Genomic DNA, 19,421 nt, shown 5'->3' on the forward strand with positions numbered 1-19,421 from the left:
TACGTATGGAATCATCGAATGATTTCGATCCGACGACAACATCGGTGTTCGGCATGACCGCATCCGATGAGGCCTTCGAAGCCCCGGCGATGCTGTCTGCGCGTGATCGCGACGCAGTCGACGCCCTTCCCGCGGGTTCGGCGCTTCTCATCGTTCAGCGCGGCCCCAATACGGGTGCGCGTTTCCTTCTCGACCCCGAGGTCACCAATGCTGGCCGTTCGCCCAAATCGGATATTTTCCTCGACGATGTGACGGTGTCTCGCAAGCACTGCCAGTTCATCGCCCAGGATGGCGGGCATATCGTGCGTGACTCGGGTTCCCTCAATGGAACGTATGTGAATCGCGAGAGGGTCGATCAGGTTCGGTTGCAGGCGGGCGATGAGGTCCAAATCGGGAAGTATCGTCTGACATACCAACCTTCACCGCATACGGCATGAGTACCGCAGCACGGCGCGTCGCTCCGCTCGACTCCGAAGCGAAATCGGGCCCTTGGCCGCGCGGTATTTCGAGGACGCCCGAATTGTCCATCGGTCAGGTCGTCGGCGAGCTCAAGGCCGAGTTCCCCGCGATCACCCTGTCGAAGGTGCGCTTCCTTGAAGAGCAGCAGCTCGTGTGCCCGGCGCGCACAGGGGCGGGCTATCGGAAGTATTCGAGGGCGGATATCGAGCGGCTGCGCTACATTCTGACAGCGCAGAGGGACTCGTTCACGCCGCTCAAGGTCATCGGAGATCAGCTCCGCTCTCTCGATGCCGGTCACGAGGTCGAGCCCGTTCGGCGTGCGCGCGTCATCGCCTCCGAGGGCAGGGTGGTCGTCTCGTCCTCGCAGTCGATTCCGGCGCGCGAACTCATGGATCTGACGGGCCTTGACGCCGAAGCCCTCGACGCCTATGTCCGCATGGGGATCCTCACCCCTGACATGTCGGGCTATTTTCCCTCGCGCGGCGTTCAGATCGTGCAGCTGCTCCTTCAGCTCGAGGCTCTGGGCATCGACTCACGGATGTTGAGATCGGTCCGCATGGGTGCCGAGCGCAGTGCCGATATTGTCGATCAGACGATTTCGTCACAACATTCCCGCCAGCGCGCCGGTGATCAGGAGAGGGCGCGCGCCCGGTCGAGTGAGTGCGGGGAGTTGCTCGCCGATTTGCACCGTGAGATGCTGCGCGTGTCGATCTTTCAGTTGAATGGCGACAGCGCCTAGAAACCTTCATCCTATACTTGAGGGTGAGGCTCGCCGGTGCGGTCGTTGACCCGCCGGCTTCTACCGCCTAGCGTGAAGTCATCGTCATCTTTCATCTGCAGTATCAAGGAGCACGACGTGAGCGCCGAACCACACGAAGCCGCATCGCGGCAGGCCATGCTCTTCGGCGACCCCCTTGAGGGCATTGAGGGAGATGACCTCGGATATCGCGGCCCCGTCGCGTGCACCGCTGCCGGCATCACGTACCGCCAACTCGACTATTGGGCCCGCACCGGCTTGCTGCAGCCCTCGGTTCGCGCGGCCAGGGGATCGGGTTCTCAGCGCCTCTACTCCTTCAAGGATATCCTGGTTCTTAAAATTGTGAAAAAACTTTTGGATGCGGGCGTCTCGCTTCAGCAGGTCCGATCCGCCGTCGTCCAACTCCAGGACAGGGGAGTGGATGATCTCGCCTCCATCACCCTCATGAGCGACGGAGCCTCCGTATACGAATGCACATCGACCGATGAGGTCATCGACCTTCTTCAGGGCGGGCAGGGCGTCTTCGGCATCGCTGTGGGGCGAGTATGGCGCGAAGTCGAAGGATCTCTCGCAGACCTGCCAATCGAGAGAATCGACGAACACGTCGATGAACTCGCAGAGCGGCGCAGGCGCAAACGCTCCGCTTCCTGAGCGGCTGAGAGAATCGGCGGATCGCGTAGAGGCGATCCGCCGATTCTCTCAGCGTCGTCCGAGCCGGATCCTCGTGGAATAACCGGAGTCGAGATCGGCAATCTCCACATCCACGATGCCGTTCTCGTCGACGAAGTAGCGCTCCTCGATGAGGGGACCGCTCTCGGTGCGGACGATCTCCACCTGTGCGAGATTCTCATCATGGATCTGCAGGAGGCGATCGAAGGGCATGAGGACCTCTCCGCAGGGGGAGACTTCACCGCGGGGCACGCCCTCAGCGTCCGTCGACAGATATTCGACGAAGCGATAGTAGCCGACATTGTGGGCCGCGCGGTAGCGCCTCGTGACGACCGTGGACTGTCCGGGCGTCCACCTCGCATCCGGGTCAAGCAGGGGATCGAAGGACAGGGTTCGGCCCGACTCTTTCTCCCTGAAGACTCCAACGCCTCTGGACAGTCGCTCTGTGAGGGAGTAACCGGCGGTCTCGTCGGCCGCGAGTGCCAGGCCGATCGCCGTTGATCCGCCCGTGTGGGGGGAACGGTGGACCCTGCGCCCGAAGCGGGCGCGAAGGATTCGGGAGACGAGGGGCAGCCGCGAGGCGCCGCCGACGACGTAGAGGCCGGCGACATGGTCGGGCAGGACCCTTGTGCCGTCCTCATCGGTGTCGAGCAGCGGGTCGAGTATGACGAGAGTGTGGTCGACGAGGTCTTGAGCGTCATCGTAGAAGTCGGTGACGGGCGCTGAAGTTGCGACTCCACCAACAGGGGCGGAGATGTAGCGGCTCTGAGGAGTCAGAGTTTCCTTCGCAATGCGGGCATCGTCGATGAGTCGCGCCCACTCGGCCTCGCCAAGCTCGGCGGGGGTGATATTCGCGGCTTTCGCGAGGATCGTGGCGAGGACCATGTCGAAGTCGTCACCGCCGAGCAGGTTATCGCCGCGCGAGTCGAGGACTACGTGCGAGGTCCCCGTTGCGGCGACCAGTGACGCATCGAAGGTGCCGCCGCCCAAGTCGTAGACGAGGACGGAGGTGCGCCGGGAATTGAGGGTGCCGCCGTGACGGTGTGTGTATTCGAAACCGGCAGCAGAGGGTTCGTTGAGCATCTCAATGACGGACCATCCGGCGTTCTTGAAGGCCTCGAGTGTGAGGAAGCGCTGTGCCGACCATGCGCGGGCGGGAATGCCGATAACTGCTTCGAGGGGCTCGCCGGGGGCGACCTCGGAGACGGAGGAGTTGGAGCGCACCTGGTCTGCGACATAGGCGAGGAAGCGGGTGAGCAGTTCGATAACTTCGATATCGCGATTACCCAGGCGCAGTGTGGACGTCGGGGTGATAGTCGCATCCGCCAGCGCTCGTTTGAAGGAGCGAATGAAGGGGCGGCCCTGAGAGGCGGCCCTTTCGGCCTCGAATCCGAAGACGCAGTGCGCATCCTCATCGAGGGCGACGATCGATGGGATGAAGTCCCGATCGTCTCCAGCGGCGTCTATGAATGACACGAGCGGATAGTTGCCTCGATCGACGACTGCGACGGTCGTGCGGGTGGTACCGAAATCTACGCCAAACTTCATGGGGTCAGCGTATCGCCGACTTGTCGACAATCCGTGGATACCCCTGTCCGTTCGGGGTGTCGGGAGTGAGAATGGTGTTCTGAACCACAACGGCGAGGACGAAGCCGACCGCGCAGTACGAGGCTCCGGCGATCGCGTCGAGGACATAGTGGTTCGCCGTCGCAATGATCACCCAGATGGTGAATAGCGGATGAATCGCGAGGAGGAGGCGCTGCCAGGTGGCCTTCCATACGAAGAGCCCGAGGAAGAGCGCGCACCACACGGCCCATCCCGTGTGCATCGAGGGCATGGCTGCGTACTGATTCGCCAGGGAGCCCGCTGCTTCGGAGTATCCCGAACCGACCGTCGACTGGGTGGCGACCGAGTCCACGAAGCCGTATGTCGCCAAGAATCTGGGGGGTGCGAGGGGGAATGCCCAATAGGTGATCATCGCGCCCGCCGTCATGATGAACAGCGAGTTGCGCGAGAGAATGTACCGGTCGGGCCGACGGGTCCATATGAGCACGAGCGCGCCGACGGTGAATGCGAAGAACGACACGGAGTAGAAGGTCGACGAAACCGATGCGATGACCGGGTGGTCGGCGAGCCACTGGTTGAGCCCCAATTCGATGTCGACGCCCAGAGCGCGTTCGACTGCGAGGATCTCGCGCGCGTGACGGTACGCGACGGAGGGGACAACGGGTGCGAGAAAGCACAGGACCGAGTAGAGGACGACGGAACTGGCGACGAGGCCGACTTCAGCGACGGCGGAGCGTCGGCGAACCTCGGGGCGCACGAGGGCGACCGACTCAACTACTGGACTCACGCAGATTCCTGTTCTTGATAGCCTATCCGCGTTTTATCCTAAGCGCCCGTGTTCGTGAGCGGCAGAGCGGGGAGTGTGATTTCAGGGGACGAAGAGGGTGATTCTGGATACCTTCCCCTAGAAATGACATAATGCGCATTATCGGATCGGGTATGAGGGGAGAGATTCCGATAAGATCGTCACCGTTCCTAAAAATTCGTCAAGGAGGCTGCTATGGCGGATCGTGCGCTTCGAGGCATGCAGATCGGCGCGAAGTCGATGGAATCCGAAGATGGCGTGGTCTTCGCCGACAGGTTCACCGTCCGCTACATGTGTCCGAACGGTCATGAATTCGGCGTTCCTCTGTCCACCGAGGCGACGCCCCCTGCGACGTGGGAGTGCCGCTGCGGAGCACAGGCGGAACTGATCGGCGATCCTGTCGAGGATGAAGAGGCCAAGCCCGCCAAGCCGGTCCGCACTCACTGGGATATGCTCCGCGAGCGGCGTTCCCTCGAAGAACTCGATGTCGTCCTCCAAGAACAGCTGACGCTGTTGCGCGAAGGGCGTCTACGCCCCGAGGGCCACTACCGCAAAGGCTGATTTCCTGCCTATGCGACGCAGGGCGCGACACCGACGGCACTGACATAATCATTTGTGCGACGAGGAGCGCACACGACCCCTCACCATTGCCGCAAGACATGCGAACACCCACAGACCAGTCATTACCATGATCGTCTGAGCGGGAATGTCTCCCATTGTCGCCGCTGGCGTCATCGATGTTCGCAGCGGCACCGATTCCACCAGAAGGTCTGCCGTTTGTGGTTCAGTCGATGCTTGAATCGTTCCATCGTGTCGGATCACCACCGACGACCCTGTCGTCGACGCCTGGATCGCTGAACGGGAGAATTCCATCGCCCTGAATCGCAGGAGTTGCGCCTGCTGGGCGGATTCGGCGCTGGTGCGGAAGTGGTAGTTGTTCGACGGCGCAATGATGACCTGCCCGCCCAGTCTCACCCCTTCTCCGATGACCGACGAATACGCCGACTCGAAGCAAATGCCGACCGCTGTGGGAATCGTACGACCGTCTAACAGGACGATGCTCATAATAGCGGGTTCGCTGCCCGCCCCCATATCCTTGTTGACCTGGGCCGATTGCGTCGCCAGGCGGGAAATGAGGGATCTGAGCGGGATGAATTCGCCGAAGGGCACGGGCTTTTGCTTCGCATAGAGGGTCGACTCGTCCAGCCCCACTCCCCCATTCCATATTCCCAGCCAATTCCACCGCAGCTCATCAGCCACATTGGCGAACCCGAAAAGGATCGGCGCGTTGACGCTGCGCGCAGCAGAATCGAGAATGGTTGTCACTAAACGGGATTCTCGCGGATCGCGGTCCGCCCCGGTCTCCCCCCAGATGACGAGGTCGACTTCCTCACCGGATTCGGCGAGTTCACGAGTCACTCTGGCATTGTTCGCCGTTACCTTGCCCTCTTCGGAAAAGGTGAGTGCACCGGGCAATTCGACATCGCCCTGGATGACTCCGACTCTCAAGGCCCCCGATTCCCCACCGGAATCGAGGGGTATAAGGGCGGTAGCGCCGACAACGGATACGGCCGCAATGGCAAGTGCAGCCCGTAGCCTCACTGGCACGGACCTGCTCGTGCCGCGGCGTCCGCGAGACGCCACGAGGCGGCATGCGACAGCGAGGGCGACAGTAACGACGGAGACGAGGACCTCTCCCCCCCACGGGGCGAGGCGCCCGAGAGGGGAATCGACCTGCGGCATTGCGACATTGCCCCACGGGAACCCCGTCCACGGGTAATGGCTGCGTAGCTGCTCAACGCCCGCCCAGGTCAGCGAATAGACGAGGATTTGAGCGAGGGCGCGCGACGTCCACACCCATGCGCGGCTCAAACGCACAATGACCACCCACACCACCAAAGCGATGATCTGCGTGGCCGCCAGAGCGATCCACGGCAGGACTCCCCCAGTCGCCAGGGGCACCCATGAGACGAGGGGGATCCACCAGCACCCGGCGAAGACGATCGTATTGAGGACCATCCGCCCGAGTCCGCGGCCCTCCAAACGGGAGAAGTACACGGCCAGAGCGGGAATCGTCATCCACCACCACGACAGGGAGGGGAAGGCGGACCACAGTGCGACGCCCGCGCATCCGCTCACTGCCAAATCGACGAACAGTACGAGCATCGCACGGGTTGTCACAGCGCGGACCATGCCACCACCCCGTGCGCGAGCGCGTTCTTCGCATCCCTCGCCGTCTTCTCAAGATCACGATGGTCGACATGGCGCAACTGATCAAGAAGATCCATCACTTGTCGGATCCACCTCACAAAGTCGCCGCCCTGCATTTCGTCCTGCGACAGGGCCGTCGACAGTGCAGCGCCATGCGCCCACGCCAGGCACGGTCCCATGAGGCCCGGATCGGGCAGGGCCGACTGGGCGACGCCCGCGCGCTTCTCCGCACCCGTGACCCGCGCTGCCGCATCGAGCGTCGCATCCCACGCGCGGGCCAGGGAAAGGGACATTCCGGCGGGGGGCAGCGTCTGGCCGTCCTCGTCACGGCGCGACTCATAGACGCAGGTCGAGGCGATGGCCGCGAGTTCCGGGGCTGGGAGGCCATCCCACGCCCCCGAGGAGATCGCCTCCATGACGATGAGGTCCCGCTCCCCGTAGACTCTGCGCAGCTGCTGTCCCCTGTGAGTCACTTCGTCACCGCTGAGGAACCCCAGTCGTTCAAGGACGGCGCAGACCCGGTCGAATTCTTTGGCAACTGAGTTCGTCCGCGTCTCGATAGACCTCATCACCTGGGCGTGCTCGCGGTTGAGTCGCGCCCAGTGGTGGCCCGCACCGGCGTGTTCCTCGCGCCTGGGGCACTGATGGACCGGATGGCGCCTGAGGCGCCGCTCGAGCTCGTCAATGTCCCCGTCCTCGTAGACGACGCGGGAGGAGGCGGGGCGCAGAGCACCGGAACGAACGAGGCGGCGCAGTTCGTCGCCGATGCGGACTCGCTCCTTGTTCCTGCGCAATGCGGATCCGCCTGCGATGGGGATCCGCCCGACCTTCGCAATGCCCGTGCGCGCCTCATCAGTCGGCAGGGCATGCCACTTCGCGTCGGTCCCGATGAGCGTCGTCACGACGCGCCCGGTGGCGTTGTGTTCCTGGAATGCGACGACCCCGAAGAGGATCCGCCGCCCCCTCCCATAGGACACGACATCCCCGGGGAGCAGGTCGACGACGGACTCCCGGTTCGCCTGACGCTGCATATCGGCCCTCTGCTTCGCCCGGGTTTTCTGTCGCTGAGCGATCTCGTCGCGCAGTGTGAAGTACTCCGAGGCGTCGCCCCTCGAACACGACATCGCCTCTGACAGATGCGACAGGCGCGCCGTCAGTTCGCGCGAGCGAGTCGCCAGGTGCACCACCGACTGGTCGGCTTGGAACTGGGCGAAGGAGGTTTCGAGGACGGAGCGCGTCGCCGCCCGGGTCGAATGGTCAAGCAGATTGACAACCATGTTGTATCTCGGCGTAAAAGCGCTGATCAGCGGATACGTCCTTTTCGACGCAAGTGCGGCCACCTCTTCGGGTGCGACACTCCCCCGGTGGAGGACAACGGCGTGCCCCTCGGTGTCGATACCCCGTCGGCCTGCGCGTCCCGACAATTGGGTGAACTCCCCGGGGGTCAGTCGCACGTGTTCGGCGCCATTCCACTTGCGAAGAGACTCGATGACGACGCACCGGGCGGGCATATTGATGCCGAGTGCGAGAGTCTCCGTCGCGTACACCATCTTGATGAGGCCGCGCGTGAATAGGTGTTCCACCGCTTCCTTCATAAGGGGCAGCATCCCCGCGTGGTGGGCCGCCACTCCCCTCTCGAGTGCGCTCGCCCACTGCGATACCCCAAGGACCGCGTAATCCTCGGGCGCGATCATCTGGCACACTTCGTCGACATAGCGGCGGATCTCTTCGGCCTCGTCGCGCGTCGTCAGAACGATCCTCGTCGTGAGGATCTGCGCGACCGCGTCCTGGCAACCCGCGCGCGAGAAAATGAAGGTGATTGCGGGCAACAGCCCTGCATGATCCAATGTGAGGAGCGTCGATGGCCTCGACTCCCGTGTGCGCGGAACCTCCGGGAGATTCCAATTGCGCGAGCCTCGACCATCGCGCGCCCGAGGTCTCGGCACCACCGCATTGAGGAGTTCCGGATTGATGCGGCCCGACACCCCCCGCCCGTCCTTCGAGGGGGCATACAGGTCGTAGAGGGTGGAGCCCACCATCATGTGCTGGTACAGGGGGACCGGCCTCGTCTCGGAGACGATGACGCGACAGCCGGAGCGCACTTCGGACACCCATTGGCCGAATTCCTCGGCATTCGAGACGGTCGCAGATAGTGCGACGATCTGTTTGCCTGCGGGCAGGTGGATGATCACTTCTTCCCAGACGGGGCCTCGGAAACGATCGGCGAGATAATGGACTTCGTCGAGGACCACGGACTCCAAGTCGCTCAGATCGGCGCCCGCGTAGATCATATTGCGCAGCACCTCCGTCGTCATGACGACGACCGGCGCATGAGGATTGATCGACACGTCCCCGGTGAGCAGACCGACTGTGTCCTCACCGAAGCGGCGCCGAAGGTCGACGAACTTCTGATTAGACAGCGCCTTGATGGGTGTCGTGTAGAAGGAGCGGCGTGACTTCGACAGCGCCAGGTGTGTCGCGAATTCTCCGATGACGGTCTTTCCTGCGCCGGTGGGCGCGGCGACCAGCACGGATTCGCCCCGCTCTACGGCGTCCATCGCATCGATTTGGAAGGCGTCAGGGGTGAAGCCGAGGGAATCGGTCCACACGGCGCGCTGGGTGGCTCGAACGCGCATCTCCTCCTTGAATGCGGCCATCTTCTCGGCCGCCGACATCTCTTCGGATTCGGGCGGCTCGTCGGCGGCCGCTGACGCTCGCCTGCGTCGCCTCGGACTCATGAATGCTCCTCGAAATAGGTGTTCCATGCGCTGAGGATCCGCCGAGCCTGCTCCCCCGCGCGTGCCCGGGCTCCCTCATCAACGTCGATGAGGGTGGGCGCGACGTCAATGAGGAGGCACGCGAGCCACTCCTCATTCCACACGGGCAGTATCGCGGAGACGGTACCGTCATCATGGTGGACCGCCTCTCGTGCATCGTACTCGTCGATCGCCCACTGCCCTCCGGGGCCGAGGACGATCCGCGTCCATGTCTTCTCTTCATCTGCTTGCGCAGGGCGAGGAGTCGTTGTCGGCTTATCCTCAATGGCCAGCGAGTTCATGCGATCAACCCTGAAGGTCCTTTGCTGTGATGCCGTTCGGCACCAGCCGGTGAGGATCCACCCCGAGGAGGCCAGTGCGACGTTCCACGGCTCGACGACTCTGGCGGATGACGTGCCGCTTGGCGACGTGTAGGTGAATGAGACGCAGCGCTTCGAACCGATGGCGGTGCGAAGCGCGTCGAGCCGTTCGTCGGGGTGCACCGCACCGGAGTGGACCACGACGGGGGCATCGGGAGTCCTCGAAGCCAGGGAGCGCACCGCCATGGCGGTGTGAGGCAGGTGCGCCCGCAGATCGTCGTCGAGGACGTCGGAAAGTGCCTGTAGGCCCACGAGGATGGCAGTCGCCTCTGAGGCGCTGAAACTCGGGGGAAAGTCAGCTCCAAGTGTCGAGCGGATCGACAGGCGCTTCTGCATCTCATACAGCTCCCAGTCGATCTCGAAGGAACTGCCGGGAAGGGAGTCTCCGACCGTCCCCAGCGCTTCAATATCGCGCATGATCTGTCGCTTTGATCGACCAAAGTGCTCGGCCACATCGTCGACAGTGACTCCGGGATGTTCGCCGATCCAAGAGACGAGGGACAGGTATCGGGCGATCGCGATGGGCACGAGTTCAGGCACGATCATCCCCCCACGTCGCAGCCGTTTCAACCTTCTCCATGATGATGCTCCTGAGACCCTCCGGCTCGAGCACCACCACGTCTTCGGCTTCTTGGAGGATCCTCGTCACCCACTCCCCCTCGAGTCCGCTCTCCCCCACGGCCTCTTCCCAATCGCCCTCCTCCGAGTCGAGGACAGTCACCCAGGAGCGGATCATAGGGGCGCGGCCGCGCCGCAGGGCGAGCACGGGCGACACGATAAGCTCGTCGAAGGGGTCGCGTTCATCCGGGCAGGCGGAGGCATCGCCGTCTTCGCCGAGGAGGCTCACCTCTCCCCTCATCCGGGAGAGACGGAAGAGGCGGTCGTCCTCCCGGTCGAGGTCATACCCCCACAGGTACAGGGCCCTCCCCCTCACGATGAGTTTCCAGGGCTCCACGGCACGGGAGAAGGCGGCAGATGCCGAGGAATAGTCGAAGGAGACGACCCTCCTGTGGGCGATCGCCTCGGCGATCGCAGTGACGCGCTCGGCGCCCTCGAGGCCGATTCCGAGCGGTGCCGACTCGTCGGAGCCGCCCACAGCCGATGCCCTCACTTTCGAATCGACGATTCCGCCGTTGACGTCGGGACGCTTCCACGCTTGCACTGCGAGGTGGATAAGTGCGGCATCCGATTCGTCCAGTTCAACCCTGCTCGGTGCGAAGGATGCGGACGATATGCGATACGCCTCAGGGTCTCCCTCCACGAGTTCGATGATGATCCCGGCCTCTTTGAGTGCCGTCTTGTCGCGCTGGAATTGCGACTCGAAGGTCACATCGACGAGGTCGGCGTAGCCGGGCAGGCGTCTCAACTGGTGTTTGGTACGCGGACGCTCCGCGTTGAGCAGTTCGAAGAACAGTCCCAGAACGCGCGTACTCGTCGTCACCCGGCTTTTCACGGGATAAGCCTACTTCGGGGCGGGGCGCTCAGCAGGTGTCACAGACGGGACGCCGTCAACTCCGTGACGATGATGCCACGCGCCCCCGCTTCATGGAGGCGATCCATGACGAGGTTGACTCCGTCTGCGCGGGTCATGACTCTCACGGCCCGCCATTCGGAGTTGAGCAGTGAACTGATCGTCGGTGAATCGAAGCCAGGGGCGAGTGCGATCGTCGCCTCCAGATCCTCTTCGCGGACGTTGTAGTCGACGAGGACGTAGGAGCGGGCTACCTGGACACCTTCAAGACGACGGTTGAGGGTGGCGAGACCGGGATGATCCTCGACATCGCGGCGTGTGATGAGGACCGCCTCGGATGTGAGAATCGGATCTCCGAATACTTCCAGGCCTGCGGCCTTGAGGGTCGAGCCCGTTTCAACGACATCTGCGATAAGGTCGGCGACGCCGAGCCTGACGGAGGATTCGACTGCGCCGTCGAGGTGAACGACCTCTGCCTCGATTCCATGATCGGCGAGGTAGTTGCGAACGAGGCGATCGTATGAGGCGCCGACACGCTTGCCGCGAATGTCCTCAACGGTGGAGACCGTGCCGATCGGGGCGGCGAAGCGGAAGGTTGATCGAGCGAATCCGAGGGGACGGTACTCGATGGCGTCCGTACCCGAATCGAGGAGGAGATCGCGACCGGTGATGCCCGCCTCGATGGATCCGCGGCCCACATACACCGCGATGTCACGGGGGCGCAGGAAGAACAACTCGACGTCATTGTCCTTGTCTGTGAGCACGAGCTCGCGCCCCCTGCGCCGCGTCTTATAGCCGGCCTCGGACAGGAGGGAGATTGCGGGTTCGGACAGTGAGCCCTTATTGGGAACAGCGATGCGCAGCATTATTGCCTCACAGGTGACGGTAGACGTCGTCGAGAGTCAGGCCCTTGGCGATCATCATGACCTGGGCGTGGTAGAGGAGCTGTGAGATCTCCAGGGCGCAGTCGTCGAGGGACTCGTACTCGGCCGCCATCCACACTTCGGCGGCCTCTTCCACGATCTTCTTCCCGATCATATGGATGCCCTTGTCCAGTTCGACAACAGTGCCGGACCCCTCGGGGCGGGTCTTGGCCTTGTCAGACAGTTCGGCAAAGAGATTGTCAAAAGTAGTCACCCGTGCACTGTAGCCCTGACATGAGGGGCCCGGGTAGTGCGCTCACCACCCGGACCCTCTCATTGACCTGCGATCAGGATCGACGCATGGTCATCATCCCTCGGTGTAGTCGTTCGTCATTGCATGAGCGCCATCGGGCGCTTGTGCGACAAGGCCGGGGATGGTCGCGAGGAAATCACCCATGCGAGTCCACTTGTCAATGTCCTGGACGGCGCTCACCCCTCCCTCGGAATTGAGGAAGAGCGTCGAAGTCGCGGCGAGGACCTTACGGGCCCGATCGAGTTGAGCTTCGTCGGTCAAAGTGTCGTCCCATGTCTTGGCGATCGCCAGGGCGTGCTCATTGTCGTCAACGACCGACTGGATGCCCGCGGTGGTCGCGGCGACTACTGCCCGTGCCTGTTCGGGATTGGCCTGGGCCCACTGGCGCGTCGTGATGATGGATCCTGCGACGAGAGGCGTCGACGCGTCGAGTGAAATCGCGCGGACGGGGACACCCGCGAGTTGCATCTGGACGAGATCGTTGTTCGTAAACCCGACGACCGCGTCAACGTGGCCCTGAGCGAGCGCCGCCTGCTGCGTGTACCCGATAGATGAGATGGTCACATCCTCTGCGTTGAGCCCGCCCTGGTCGAGGGCGGCAAGTATCGTGTACCAAGTGGAGCCGTATTCCCCGGGAATCCCGATATTCGCGCCCTTGAGGTCCTCGAGGGAGTTGATCTGTGAATCGGCGGGAACGATGACGACGCCGGGAAATGACTGGTAGTAGGCGCCGATCGAAATGAGGTCATGCCCGGAATCGCGGGCGATGAGGGCCTCGTCTCCTGAGGCGATGACGACATTCTCCTCACCGGAGATGAGGGCGGTGAAGAGTCCCTCATCTGAGCCGTGATGCCGCACCGTTACGTCGAGGCCTTCAGAGGAATAAAGGCCGTCGTCGTGTGCGACGTAGACGGGTGAGAATTGGACATTGGGGATGTAGGTCAATCCGATGGTGATCGACGAGTCGGTTGCTGACGCGGGAGCGTCTGAGGAAACCGTGGTGGATGGGGCGTCACTCGAGCAGCCTGTGAGGCCTGCGAGGGCGAGGCTCGCGCCGATCGCGGTGAATGCGCGTGCGAGGGAGTTCATGAGGAGCCTTTCAGTGTGAGATGGCATACCGATGGGAGCGCTCGATGCGATAAATGAGGATGTAGATGACAGTCGCCATCGTGCACAGCACGATGATCGTCACGAACATTCCCGACGTATCGACATTCGTCCGCGCCTGAGTAAGCAGCTGTCCGAGTCCTGTTCCTCCCATGACCATCTCGCCGACGACAGCTCCGGTGACTGAGAGGGTGAACCCATTGCGTACTCCGCCGAGGATGGAGGGCGCAGCAAGGGGGAGTTCGATACTCGTCGCCATTGTCAGACCCGATGCCCCGTCGAGTTCCGCCGCTTCGAGGACTTCTGAGTCGAGATGACGAAGCCCTACCACGGAGGAGACGAGGATCGGGAAGAAGACGAGGAGTGCACACAAGGCGGTGATCGACCACAGTCCGTAGCCGATCCACAGGACGAGCAGAGGTGCCAATGCGATCGCCGGGATCGCCTGCGTCGCTCCGAGGAATGGTTCCACCGCCGCTTGAATGAGGGGCGAACGGTAGATGAGGTACGCCAATGGCAGGGCAATGATCGCGCCGAGCACCGAGCCGAAAATCGCTTCGGATGCCGTCGTGAAGACTCTGACCCAGAATGATGATTGCGATGCCAATGCCTGAGCGCGTTCCCAGGTGTCCGCCGGTGAGGGCAGACGCCATGATTCGATGCCGGTGAATGCGCTCGTTGTCCACCATCCGGCGCAGCAGATGATGAAGAACGCAATCGGCGCAATGATGCTCATGCGCCTAGTGGGTCGTAGCCGACGTGCCACGTCCGCTCCTTCTGGCATCCGGGTACGCGCGGCGATTCGCACAGGAATACCCCTGCGCGTCACGCTCCTCCCATCCGGACTTTCACCGTCGGTATCGGAATCCCACCGATTCAGCCGCCCGACGACGGGCGGGTCGCGGACTTTCACCGCCGGCTCGGACTTTCACCGACCCCGGAGCATGCCCTCATCATGCCATTGACTCGGCCTTAATGCGAAGCCGAGTCGTGCATGGCGCTTCGGCGAGGGACTCAGTGGCAATGATCGGCCGCCAATTCGCGCAGGACCTCGACCTCCGCGTATGCGTCCTCTGCGCGGAATACCGCCGATCCTGCGACGAAGTTATCCGCCCCGGCCTCAGCCGCGAGTTCGATTGTGTCGCGTGACACGCCGCCATCGACTTGGATCGAGACCTCCAGACCCGCGGCATTGATCGCCTGGCGGGTACGCCGGATCTTGGGCAGCATCGAGTCGATGAACTTCTGTCCCCCGAATCCGGGTTCGACCGTCATGATGAGGATCATGTCGAATTCGGAGAGGATATCGACGAAGGGCGCGATATCGGTTGTGGGCCTCAGGCCCAATCCGACCCTCGAGCCGATGCGGTGCAATTCTCGGGCCAGACGCAGTGGCGCGGCAGCCGCCTCGGCGTGGAAGGTCACAGAATGGCAGCCCGCTTCGGCATAGGACGGCGCCCAGCGGTCGGGGTCCTCGATCATGAGATGCGCGTCGACTGGCAGAACATCCTGTTTGATAACGGCTTCGACAACCGGCAGCCCCCACGACAGGTTCGGCACGAAGTGATTGTCCATGACGTCGACATGCGCGACATCGGCACCGGAGATCTTCGCGAGTTCTCCGCGCAGATCGGCAATATCACAGTTGAGGATGGATGGGGAGATGATTGCGCTCATGGCCACCATCCTAGTCGCATCACCCGAGGTGGTGACGCGGGGATCACAGGCGACGCATCGCGGCGATGAACATGAGGTCCGTGCCGTTCCTATGCTCCCACAGCTGCAGAGTGCGCCCACCATGTCCACCGATTCGTCCCGCCCCGGCGGGGACGTCGAGCGGATCGGGGGTAAGTGTGTCCGCGATGCCGACGGTGTCGAAGAGTTCGACTCCCCCGCCGTCGAGGAGGCGGCGCACTTGGTCGATGGTCTCGGCCACATGCGGCGAGCAGGTGATGTAGGTGAGGATGCCGCCAGGGCGCACGAGGTCGAGCGCCCGATCGAGCAGGCCGCGCTGGAGACCGGTCAGTTCGTCAAGATCTTCGGTGCTGCGCCGCCACCGGGACTCCGGGCGTCGTCTCAGTGATCCCATACCAGAGCAGGGCGCGTCGACGATGATCCTGTCGAAGGAGCCCAGCGGCCACGGGGTGTTCGATCCTCCGAAGGAGCGACCATCGGCTGATACGACGTCGACATTGTCGAGTGCGGAACATGCCTTCTCGACGAGCCGGGCGCGGTGTGGGTGCAGCTCATTGGCGATAAGCCTTGCCCCCCGCTGTATACCTGAAGCGGCCAGGAGAGACGCCTTGCCGCCGGGGCCGGCGCACAGGTCGAGCCATAGTCCGTCTGGGCCGTCAATGGGCGCGTGGGCGGCGATGAGTGCCGCAAGTTGGGAGCCCTCGTCTTGGACTCCTGCTCTCGTTTCGCGGATGGACACCAACTTCGACGGATCACCCGATTCGATGAGTACAGCGTATTCGCTGACAATGCCCGGTGCGACACGGGTGCGGAGAATGTCTTCCGCCTCGTCGGCGAGCTCTGCGGGGTCGACGAGGCCGGGACGCGCTACGAGAGTCACCACGGGCGGTTCATTGTCCCCCCTGAGCAGATCGTCGATCTCAGATGTCGGGTAGCCGTGGGCTGCGAGGGCGTCCATGAAGGCATCGACCATCCATTCGGGATGCGATGTCTCCACCGCGCGTCGGAGTGACTCCGGCTCCAGCTGGGCGATCGCCATGTTGATCGCTCCGGCTCCTTCGCGGATGATCGCGCGCAGCACAGCGTTCACCATGCGGGTCGGGCCGTCGGTGAGGTGGTGGTGGGCGAGGTCGACGCTGGTCGCCACGGCCGCATGGTCGGGCACCCGCATGTCGAGAAGCTGATGCGCGCCCATTCTCAGCAGAACCTTCACAAGGGGATCGACCTCTGCCAGCGGGCGCGTGAGGTGGCGGGCGATCACCCAGTCGAGGCGCCCTTGGCTGCGCAGAGTCCCATTGACGAGTTCGGACACGAATGCAGCGTCGCGCGCATCGACATGGGAGGAGGTACGGGCGGCGCGCAGTGCCTTCGCCAGAGCAATATTCGCGAACGCGCCGTCGACCTCCACCTGGGAGAGCACGTCGAAGGCGATGACGCGGGCGGTGTCGACATCGGTGCGAGCCCGATACCCGTCCGAATACCGATGAGTCGCCATTACTCCCCCGCCTTCCCGAATCGCGCCGCGTCATCGAGTCGGGCGCCGCGCGCCCACGCGGCGGCGTCCATCCACCCGCGCCCCGCGGGGGCCACCCTGCCCAAGGTGACGGCCCCCTGGGAGCATCCAACATCGACACTGCGCTTCGAGATGCGCAGGCTCCCCGCTTCAAGGGTTTGCGAATCGTCGCACACCTCGACGGTGCTGAGTCTCATCCGCTTACCATCGGGCAGCATCGTCCACGCCCCGGGGTTGGGGGTGACGGCGCGGATACGCCGATCGACCTCGTCTGCGCTGAGCGTGAAATCGATGAATCCGTCCTCGTGGGAGAGCCTGCGCGCGTGAGATGCACGAGGATCGGCCTCGTCTTGCGCGATTGCGCGGGCTGTGCCCGCCTCGATCTCATCCACCACGCCGATGACCTGACCCGCCCCGAGCTCAGCCATCTTCTCAAGTAGTTCGCCGGCTGTTTCGTGACCGATGGTGACGGGGATTCTTGAGAAGACGGGACCGGTGTCAAGCCCCGCTTCGAGTTGGAAGACCGATGAGGCGGTCTGTTCATCGCCCGACAGGATGGACCATTGGACGGGAGCCGCGCCCCTCCAGCGCGGCAGATCCGAGAAGTGGAGGTTCACCCACCCATGAGGCGGAGCATCGAGAAGCGCCTGCGGGATGAGGGCACCATATGCGACGACGACTCCCAGATCCGCGTTCAGCTCCGTGACCCTCCTGATCGTGTCCTCCCCCTTCAGACTCGATGCTTCAATGAGGGGAATCTCAGCGTCTCGGGCGGCGATCGCCACCGGCGATGACACGAGGGAGCGTCCCCGTCCGCCCCTCGCCGGGGGTCTCGTGATCACGGCGACGACATCGTGAGACGATTCGATGAGCCTCATGAGGGTCGGGACGGCGGGGGCGGGGGTTCCAGCGAAGACGATGCGCACCCAGCCAGTCTAAGTGAGAGCGGCAGCGTTCAGAAAAGCTCGGGAGGATTAACTGTGATCTTCACCGGGCGCATCTTGCGCGAGGATCTGATCGCCTGCGCCCGGGCGAGGTTCTTGAGCACGTCGCCCGATTGCTCCCTCGGCGCGCGGATGAGGGTACGCACGCCGAGCTCCCCCTCTGCGGCCTCGCGCTCCACGGTGCCGATTTCTTCCGCCTTCGCGGCCTCGGCGACGGCGCGAACATCCTCGCGGCACCCATCGAGGGCGATGATCATCGCCGCAGGGAAGAAGCCGAGGGCTGCGCGTTCGTCGTACAGCCGCTGCGCCATATCCGCAGGATCCCAACGGATGAGGCACTGCGCCATCACCGCCTCAACGCCGCCAGCGAATAGTGCCCGTCCCTCGGGTCTGACGAGGGCTAGCGCGTTGAACCAGCGCCGCATCGCCTCTTCGGGCGCCCACAATTCGGGTCGGCCGCCGATCGCACGGGTATCGAGGATGATGGCAGCGACATATCCTCCCGTGGCGATGGGCTCCGCTCCGGCCGTCGACACGACGATCTGCGGGCGCGCATCAATGAATCGCGTGATCCTATGCGTCGATGAGGAGACGAGTACGGAGTTCGATTTCAATGTGCGGGCGATCTCCTCGCCCGTGCGGTCGCTGCCGATTCGCGTCCGATGGATCCGCGTCGCCGAACAGGTGCGGCATCGCCATTGGCTGACTTCACGCCCGCACCACTCACAGGACACAACCGAATCCGGTCCCACCGACAGGGTTCCCGAACAGGTGGAGCAGCGTGCGATGGAATGGCACCTGTCGCAGGAGATGACGGGAATGTATCCGGCGGAGGCAACCTGGATGAGGACGGGGCCGTCGGCCATGGAGCCGCGTGCGAATTCGACGACCTGGGGAGGGATCCTCATACGTCCGCTGGGACCCGCGGCCTCGGCGTCGGATTCGTCGAGGACGCGGATGGAGGGGGTGAGGCTGCGGCGTATGGGATGGTCGTCCGTGAGGGAAACCGCCCACCCGGTGGCGACGAGCGACTGGGCTTTGACCGAGCGCGAATAGCCTGCGGCAACGAGGCCGCATCCTTCCAGGTGAGCGCGGGTGACCGCCACGTCGAGGGCGTCGCAGCGCGGGGCACGCAATTCGTGGAGGTGATCGTCTCCGTCATCCCACACGATGATGAGGCCGAGGTCCTTAGCGGGCGTCCACACCGCGGACCTCGTGCCGACGATGATGCGGACCGAGCCAGCTAATGCGTCGAGGTGGAGGCGGTAGCGCTCTGACGCGGGGGTGTCGGACGAGGACAGTCCCACGGGTTCGCTCATGGTCTTTTCGATGAGGGAATGCATGAGTTGCGCGTGGTGGGATGTGGGGACGACGACGATGACGCTGCGCCCGGATGCCCTGGTGGCGAGGACGAGCTCCATGAGGCGGGCGTCGCGGGTGGGGCCGAGCGCGCTCCACACGCTGCGGGGACCGTCCCCGTGTGCGAGGTGAGACAACAGCAGCGCCCCATTGCGGTGATCCGCCCAGGCGGTGCCCTCGGGCGGCGCGGGGGGGGCCTGCGTGGCGGGCGGGGATCGCCAGGGACAGGGTCTGGGGAAGGGTGGCGACATGCCGATCCGCGATGGACCTCGCGATGGTGAGCAGCATCGGTGTCGTCACGGGGACACGGGACACGACGGATGCGATCGGTTGGAGCCTGTGCTCGGGAACCATCTGGCTCACTGACTCGATCCACCCGTTGTGGATCTTGCCCGCCAGGGGTACCCGGACGATGACTCCGACGAGGGCGCGCTCGACGAGGGATTCGGGGATGAGGTAGTCGAGTGGGCGGTCGAGGTGGGCGAAGTCGACGTCGACGATGACGCGAGCGACGGGGACGGGCTGGAGTCCAGGGGGTTCCAACCCGTCTAAG

19 protein-coding genes, 1 pseudogene and 1 riboswitch are annotated in these 19,421 nt (G+C 63.7%); of the genes and pseudogenes, 5 read left to right on the forward strand and 15 right to left on the reverse strand.

What is annotated here, in order from left to right; all coding sequences use genetic code 11:
- Nucleotides 1–5 precede the first annotated feature (5 nt).
- From BQ7471_RS05930 to BQ7471_RS05940, 3 genes are all read left to right on the forward strand, one after another.
- Nucleotides 6–437 carry an FHA domain-containing protein gene (locus BQ7471_RS05930; RefSeq protein ID WP_076464922.1) on the forward strand — a complete coding sequence of 144 codons (432 nt, stop codon included), beginning with the start codon at nucleotides 6–8 and terminating at the stop codon, nucleotides 435–437.
- Nucleotides 434–1,198, forward strand: a complete 765-nt coding sequence (gene ftsR, locus BQ7471_RS05935; RefSeq protein ID WP_076464923.1) for a transcriptional regulator FtsR — start codon at nucleotides 434–436, stop codon at nucleotides 1,196–1,198. Before BQ7471_RS05930 ends, ftsR begins: the two co-directional genes overlap by 4 nt.
- A gap of 117 nt (nucleotides 1,199–1,315) precedes the next feature.
- Complete coding sequence (locus tag BQ7471_RS05940) at nucleotides 1,316–1,867, forward strand: MerR family transcriptional regulator (protein ID WP_076464925.1); 552 nt, start codon at nucleotides 1,316–1,318, stop codon at nucleotides 1,865–1,867.
- Between the two features lie 48 nt (nucleotides 1,868–1,915).
- On the opposite strand, the gene BQ7471_RS05945 is transcribed toward BQ7471_RS05940, so the two are convergent.
- Nucleotides 1,916–3,433 carry an Hsp70 family protein gene (locus BQ7471_RS05945; RefSeq protein ID WP_076464926.1) on the reverse strand — a complete coding sequence of 506 codons (1,518 nt, stop codon included), beginning with the start codon at nucleotides 3,431–3,433 and terminating at the stop codon, nucleotides 1,916–1,918.
- A 4-nt stretch (nucleotides 3,434–3,437) separates the two neighbouring features.
- Nucleotides 3,438–4,238 (reverse strand): phosphatase PAP2 family protein, encoded by an 801-nt coding sequence (locus BQ7471_RS05950; protein WP_076464928.1) that lies wholly within the window; start codon nucleotides 4,236–4,238, stop codon nucleotides 3,438–3,440.
- Between the two features lie 213 nt (nucleotides 4,239–4,451).
- Between BQ7471_RS05950 and BQ7471_RS05955 the strand changes: the two genes are divergently transcribed.
- Nucleotides 4,452–4,817, forward strand: coding sequence for an RNA polymerase-binding protein RbpA (locus tag BQ7471_RS05955; RefSeq protein WP_076464929.1), 366 nt, complete (start codon nucleotides 4,452–4,454; stop codon nucleotides 4,815–4,817).
- A 48-nt stretch (nucleotides 4,818–4,865) separates the two neighbouring features.
- On the opposite strand, the gene lnt is transcribed toward BQ7471_RS05955, so the two are convergent.
- The 13 genes and pseudogenes from lnt to BQ7471_RS11645 form a co-directional block, all read right to left on the reverse strand.
- Nucleotides 4,866–6,422 (reverse strand): apolipoprotein N-acyltransferase, encoded by a 1,557-nt coding sequence (lnt, locus tag BQ7471_RS05960; RefSeq protein WP_083663393.1) that lies wholly within the window; start codon nucleotides 6,420–6,422, stop codon nucleotides 4,866–4,868.
- Between the two features lie 11 nt (nucleotides 6,423–6,433).
- Entirely contained in the window at nucleotides 6,434–9,205 is a 2,772-nt protein-coding gene (locus BQ7471_RS05965) for a DEAD/DEAH box helicase (RefSeq protein ID WP_076464932.1), read from the reverse strand.
- Complete coding sequence (locus BQ7471_RS05970; RefSeq protein ID WP_076466204.1) at nucleotides 9,202–10,143, reverse strand: helix-turn-helix transcriptional regulator; 942 nt, start codon at nucleotides 10,141–10,143, stop codon at nucleotides 9,202–9,204. Before BQ7471_RS05970 ends, BQ7471_RS05965 begins: the two co-directional genes overlap by 4 nt.
- The gene (locus tag BQ7471_RS05975) at nucleotides 10,136–11,056 is read right to left on the reverse strand and encodes a helix-turn-helix transcriptional regulator (protein WP_076464934.1); all 921 of its coding nucleotides are present in this window, start codon (nucleotides 11,054–11,056) and stop codon (nucleotides 10,136–10,138) included. Before BQ7471_RS05975 ends, BQ7471_RS05970 begins: the two co-directional genes overlap by 8 nt.
- A 38-nt stretch (nucleotides 11,057–11,094) precedes the next feature.
- Complete coding sequence (gene hisG / locus BQ7471_RS05980; RefSeq protein ID WP_076464935.1) at nucleotides 11,095–11,940, reverse strand: ATP phosphoribosyltransferase; 846 nt, start codon at nucleotides 11,938–11,940, stop codon at nucleotides 11,095–11,097.
- Nucleotides 11,941–11,947: 7 nt separating this feature from the next.
- Nucleotides 11,948–12,211 (reverse strand): phosphoribosyl-ATP diphosphatase, encoded by a 264-nt coding sequence (locus BQ7471_RS05985; protein WP_076464937.1) that lies wholly within the window; start codon nucleotides 12,209–12,211, stop codon nucleotides 11,948–11,950.
- A gap of 93 nt (nucleotides 12,212–12,304) precedes the next feature.
- Nucleotides 12,305–13,339 (reverse strand): ABC transporter substrate-binding protein, encoded by a 1,035-nt coding sequence (locus tag BQ7471_RS05990; RefSeq protein ID WP_129583368.1) that lies wholly within the window; start codon nucleotides 13,337–13,339, stop codon nucleotides 12,305–12,307.
- Nucleotides 13,340–13,349: 10 nt separating this feature from the next.
- Complete coding sequence (locus BQ7471_RS05995; protein ID WP_076464940.1) at nucleotides 13,350–14,123, reverse strand: ABC transporter permease; 774 nt, start codon at nucleotides 14,121–14,123, stop codon at nucleotides 13,350–13,352.
- A 58-nt stretch (nucleotides 14,124–14,181) separates the two neighbouring features.
- Nucleotides 14,182–14,306: riboswitch (FMN riboswitch) on the reverse strand.
- Between the two features lie 65 nt (nucleotides 14,307–14,371).
- On the reverse strand, nucleotides 14,372–15,034 hold the full coding sequence (rpe, locus tag BQ7471_RS06000; RefSeq protein ID WP_076464941.1) for a ribulose-phosphate 3-epimerase: 663 nt from the start codon (nucleotides 15,032–15,034) through the stop codon (nucleotides 14,372–14,374).
- A gap of 43 nt (nucleotides 15,035–15,077) precedes the next feature.
- A complete protein-coding gene (locus BQ7471_RS06005) occupies nucleotides 15,078–16,547 on the reverse strand; it encodes a transcription antitermination factor NusB (protein WP_076464943.1) in 1,470 nt (489 codons plus the stop codon).
- Nucleotides 16,547–17,491: a methionyl-tRNA formyltransferase gene (fmt, locus tag BQ7471_RS06010; protein WP_076464945.1), complete on the reverse strand. Its 945-nt coding sequence runs from the start codon at nucleotides 17,489–17,491 to the stop codon at nucleotides 16,547–16,549. Before fmt ends, BQ7471_RS06005 begins: the two co-directional genes overlap by 1 nt.
- A 29-nt stretch (nucleotides 17,492–17,520) precedes the next feature.
- Nucleotides 17,521–19,005, reverse strand: coding sequence for a primosomal protein N' (locus tag BQ7471_RS06015; RefSeq protein ID WP_235821322.1), 1,485 nt, complete (start codon nucleotides 19,003–19,005; stop codon nucleotides 17,521–17,523).
- Nucleotides 19,006–19,138: 133 nt separating this feature from the next.
- A pseudogene (locus BQ7471_RS11645) lies at nucleotides 19,139–19,321 on the reverse strand (primosomal protein N' family DNA-binding protein); the annotation flags it as partial.
- Here BQ7471_RS11645 and BQ7471_RS11650 point away from each other — a divergent pair.
- The gene (locus BQ7471_RS11650; RefSeq protein ID WP_235821323.1) at nucleotides 19,250–19,420 is read left to right on the forward strand and encodes a hypothetical protein; all 171 of its coding nucleotides are present in this window, start codon (nucleotides 19,250–19,252) and stop codon (nucleotides 19,418–19,420) included. The pseudogene BQ7471_RS11645 and the gene BQ7471_RS11650 overlap by 72 nt on opposite strands.
- The last annotated feature ends 1 nt before the right edge of the window (nucleotide 19,421 follow it).

Origin of the sequence: Actinomyces mediterranea (assembly GCF_900155595.1) — a bacterium.
GTDB classification, from domain to species: domain Bacteria; phylum Actinomycetota; class Actinomycetes; order Actinomycetales; family Actinomycetaceae; genus Pauljensenia; species Pauljensenia mediterranea.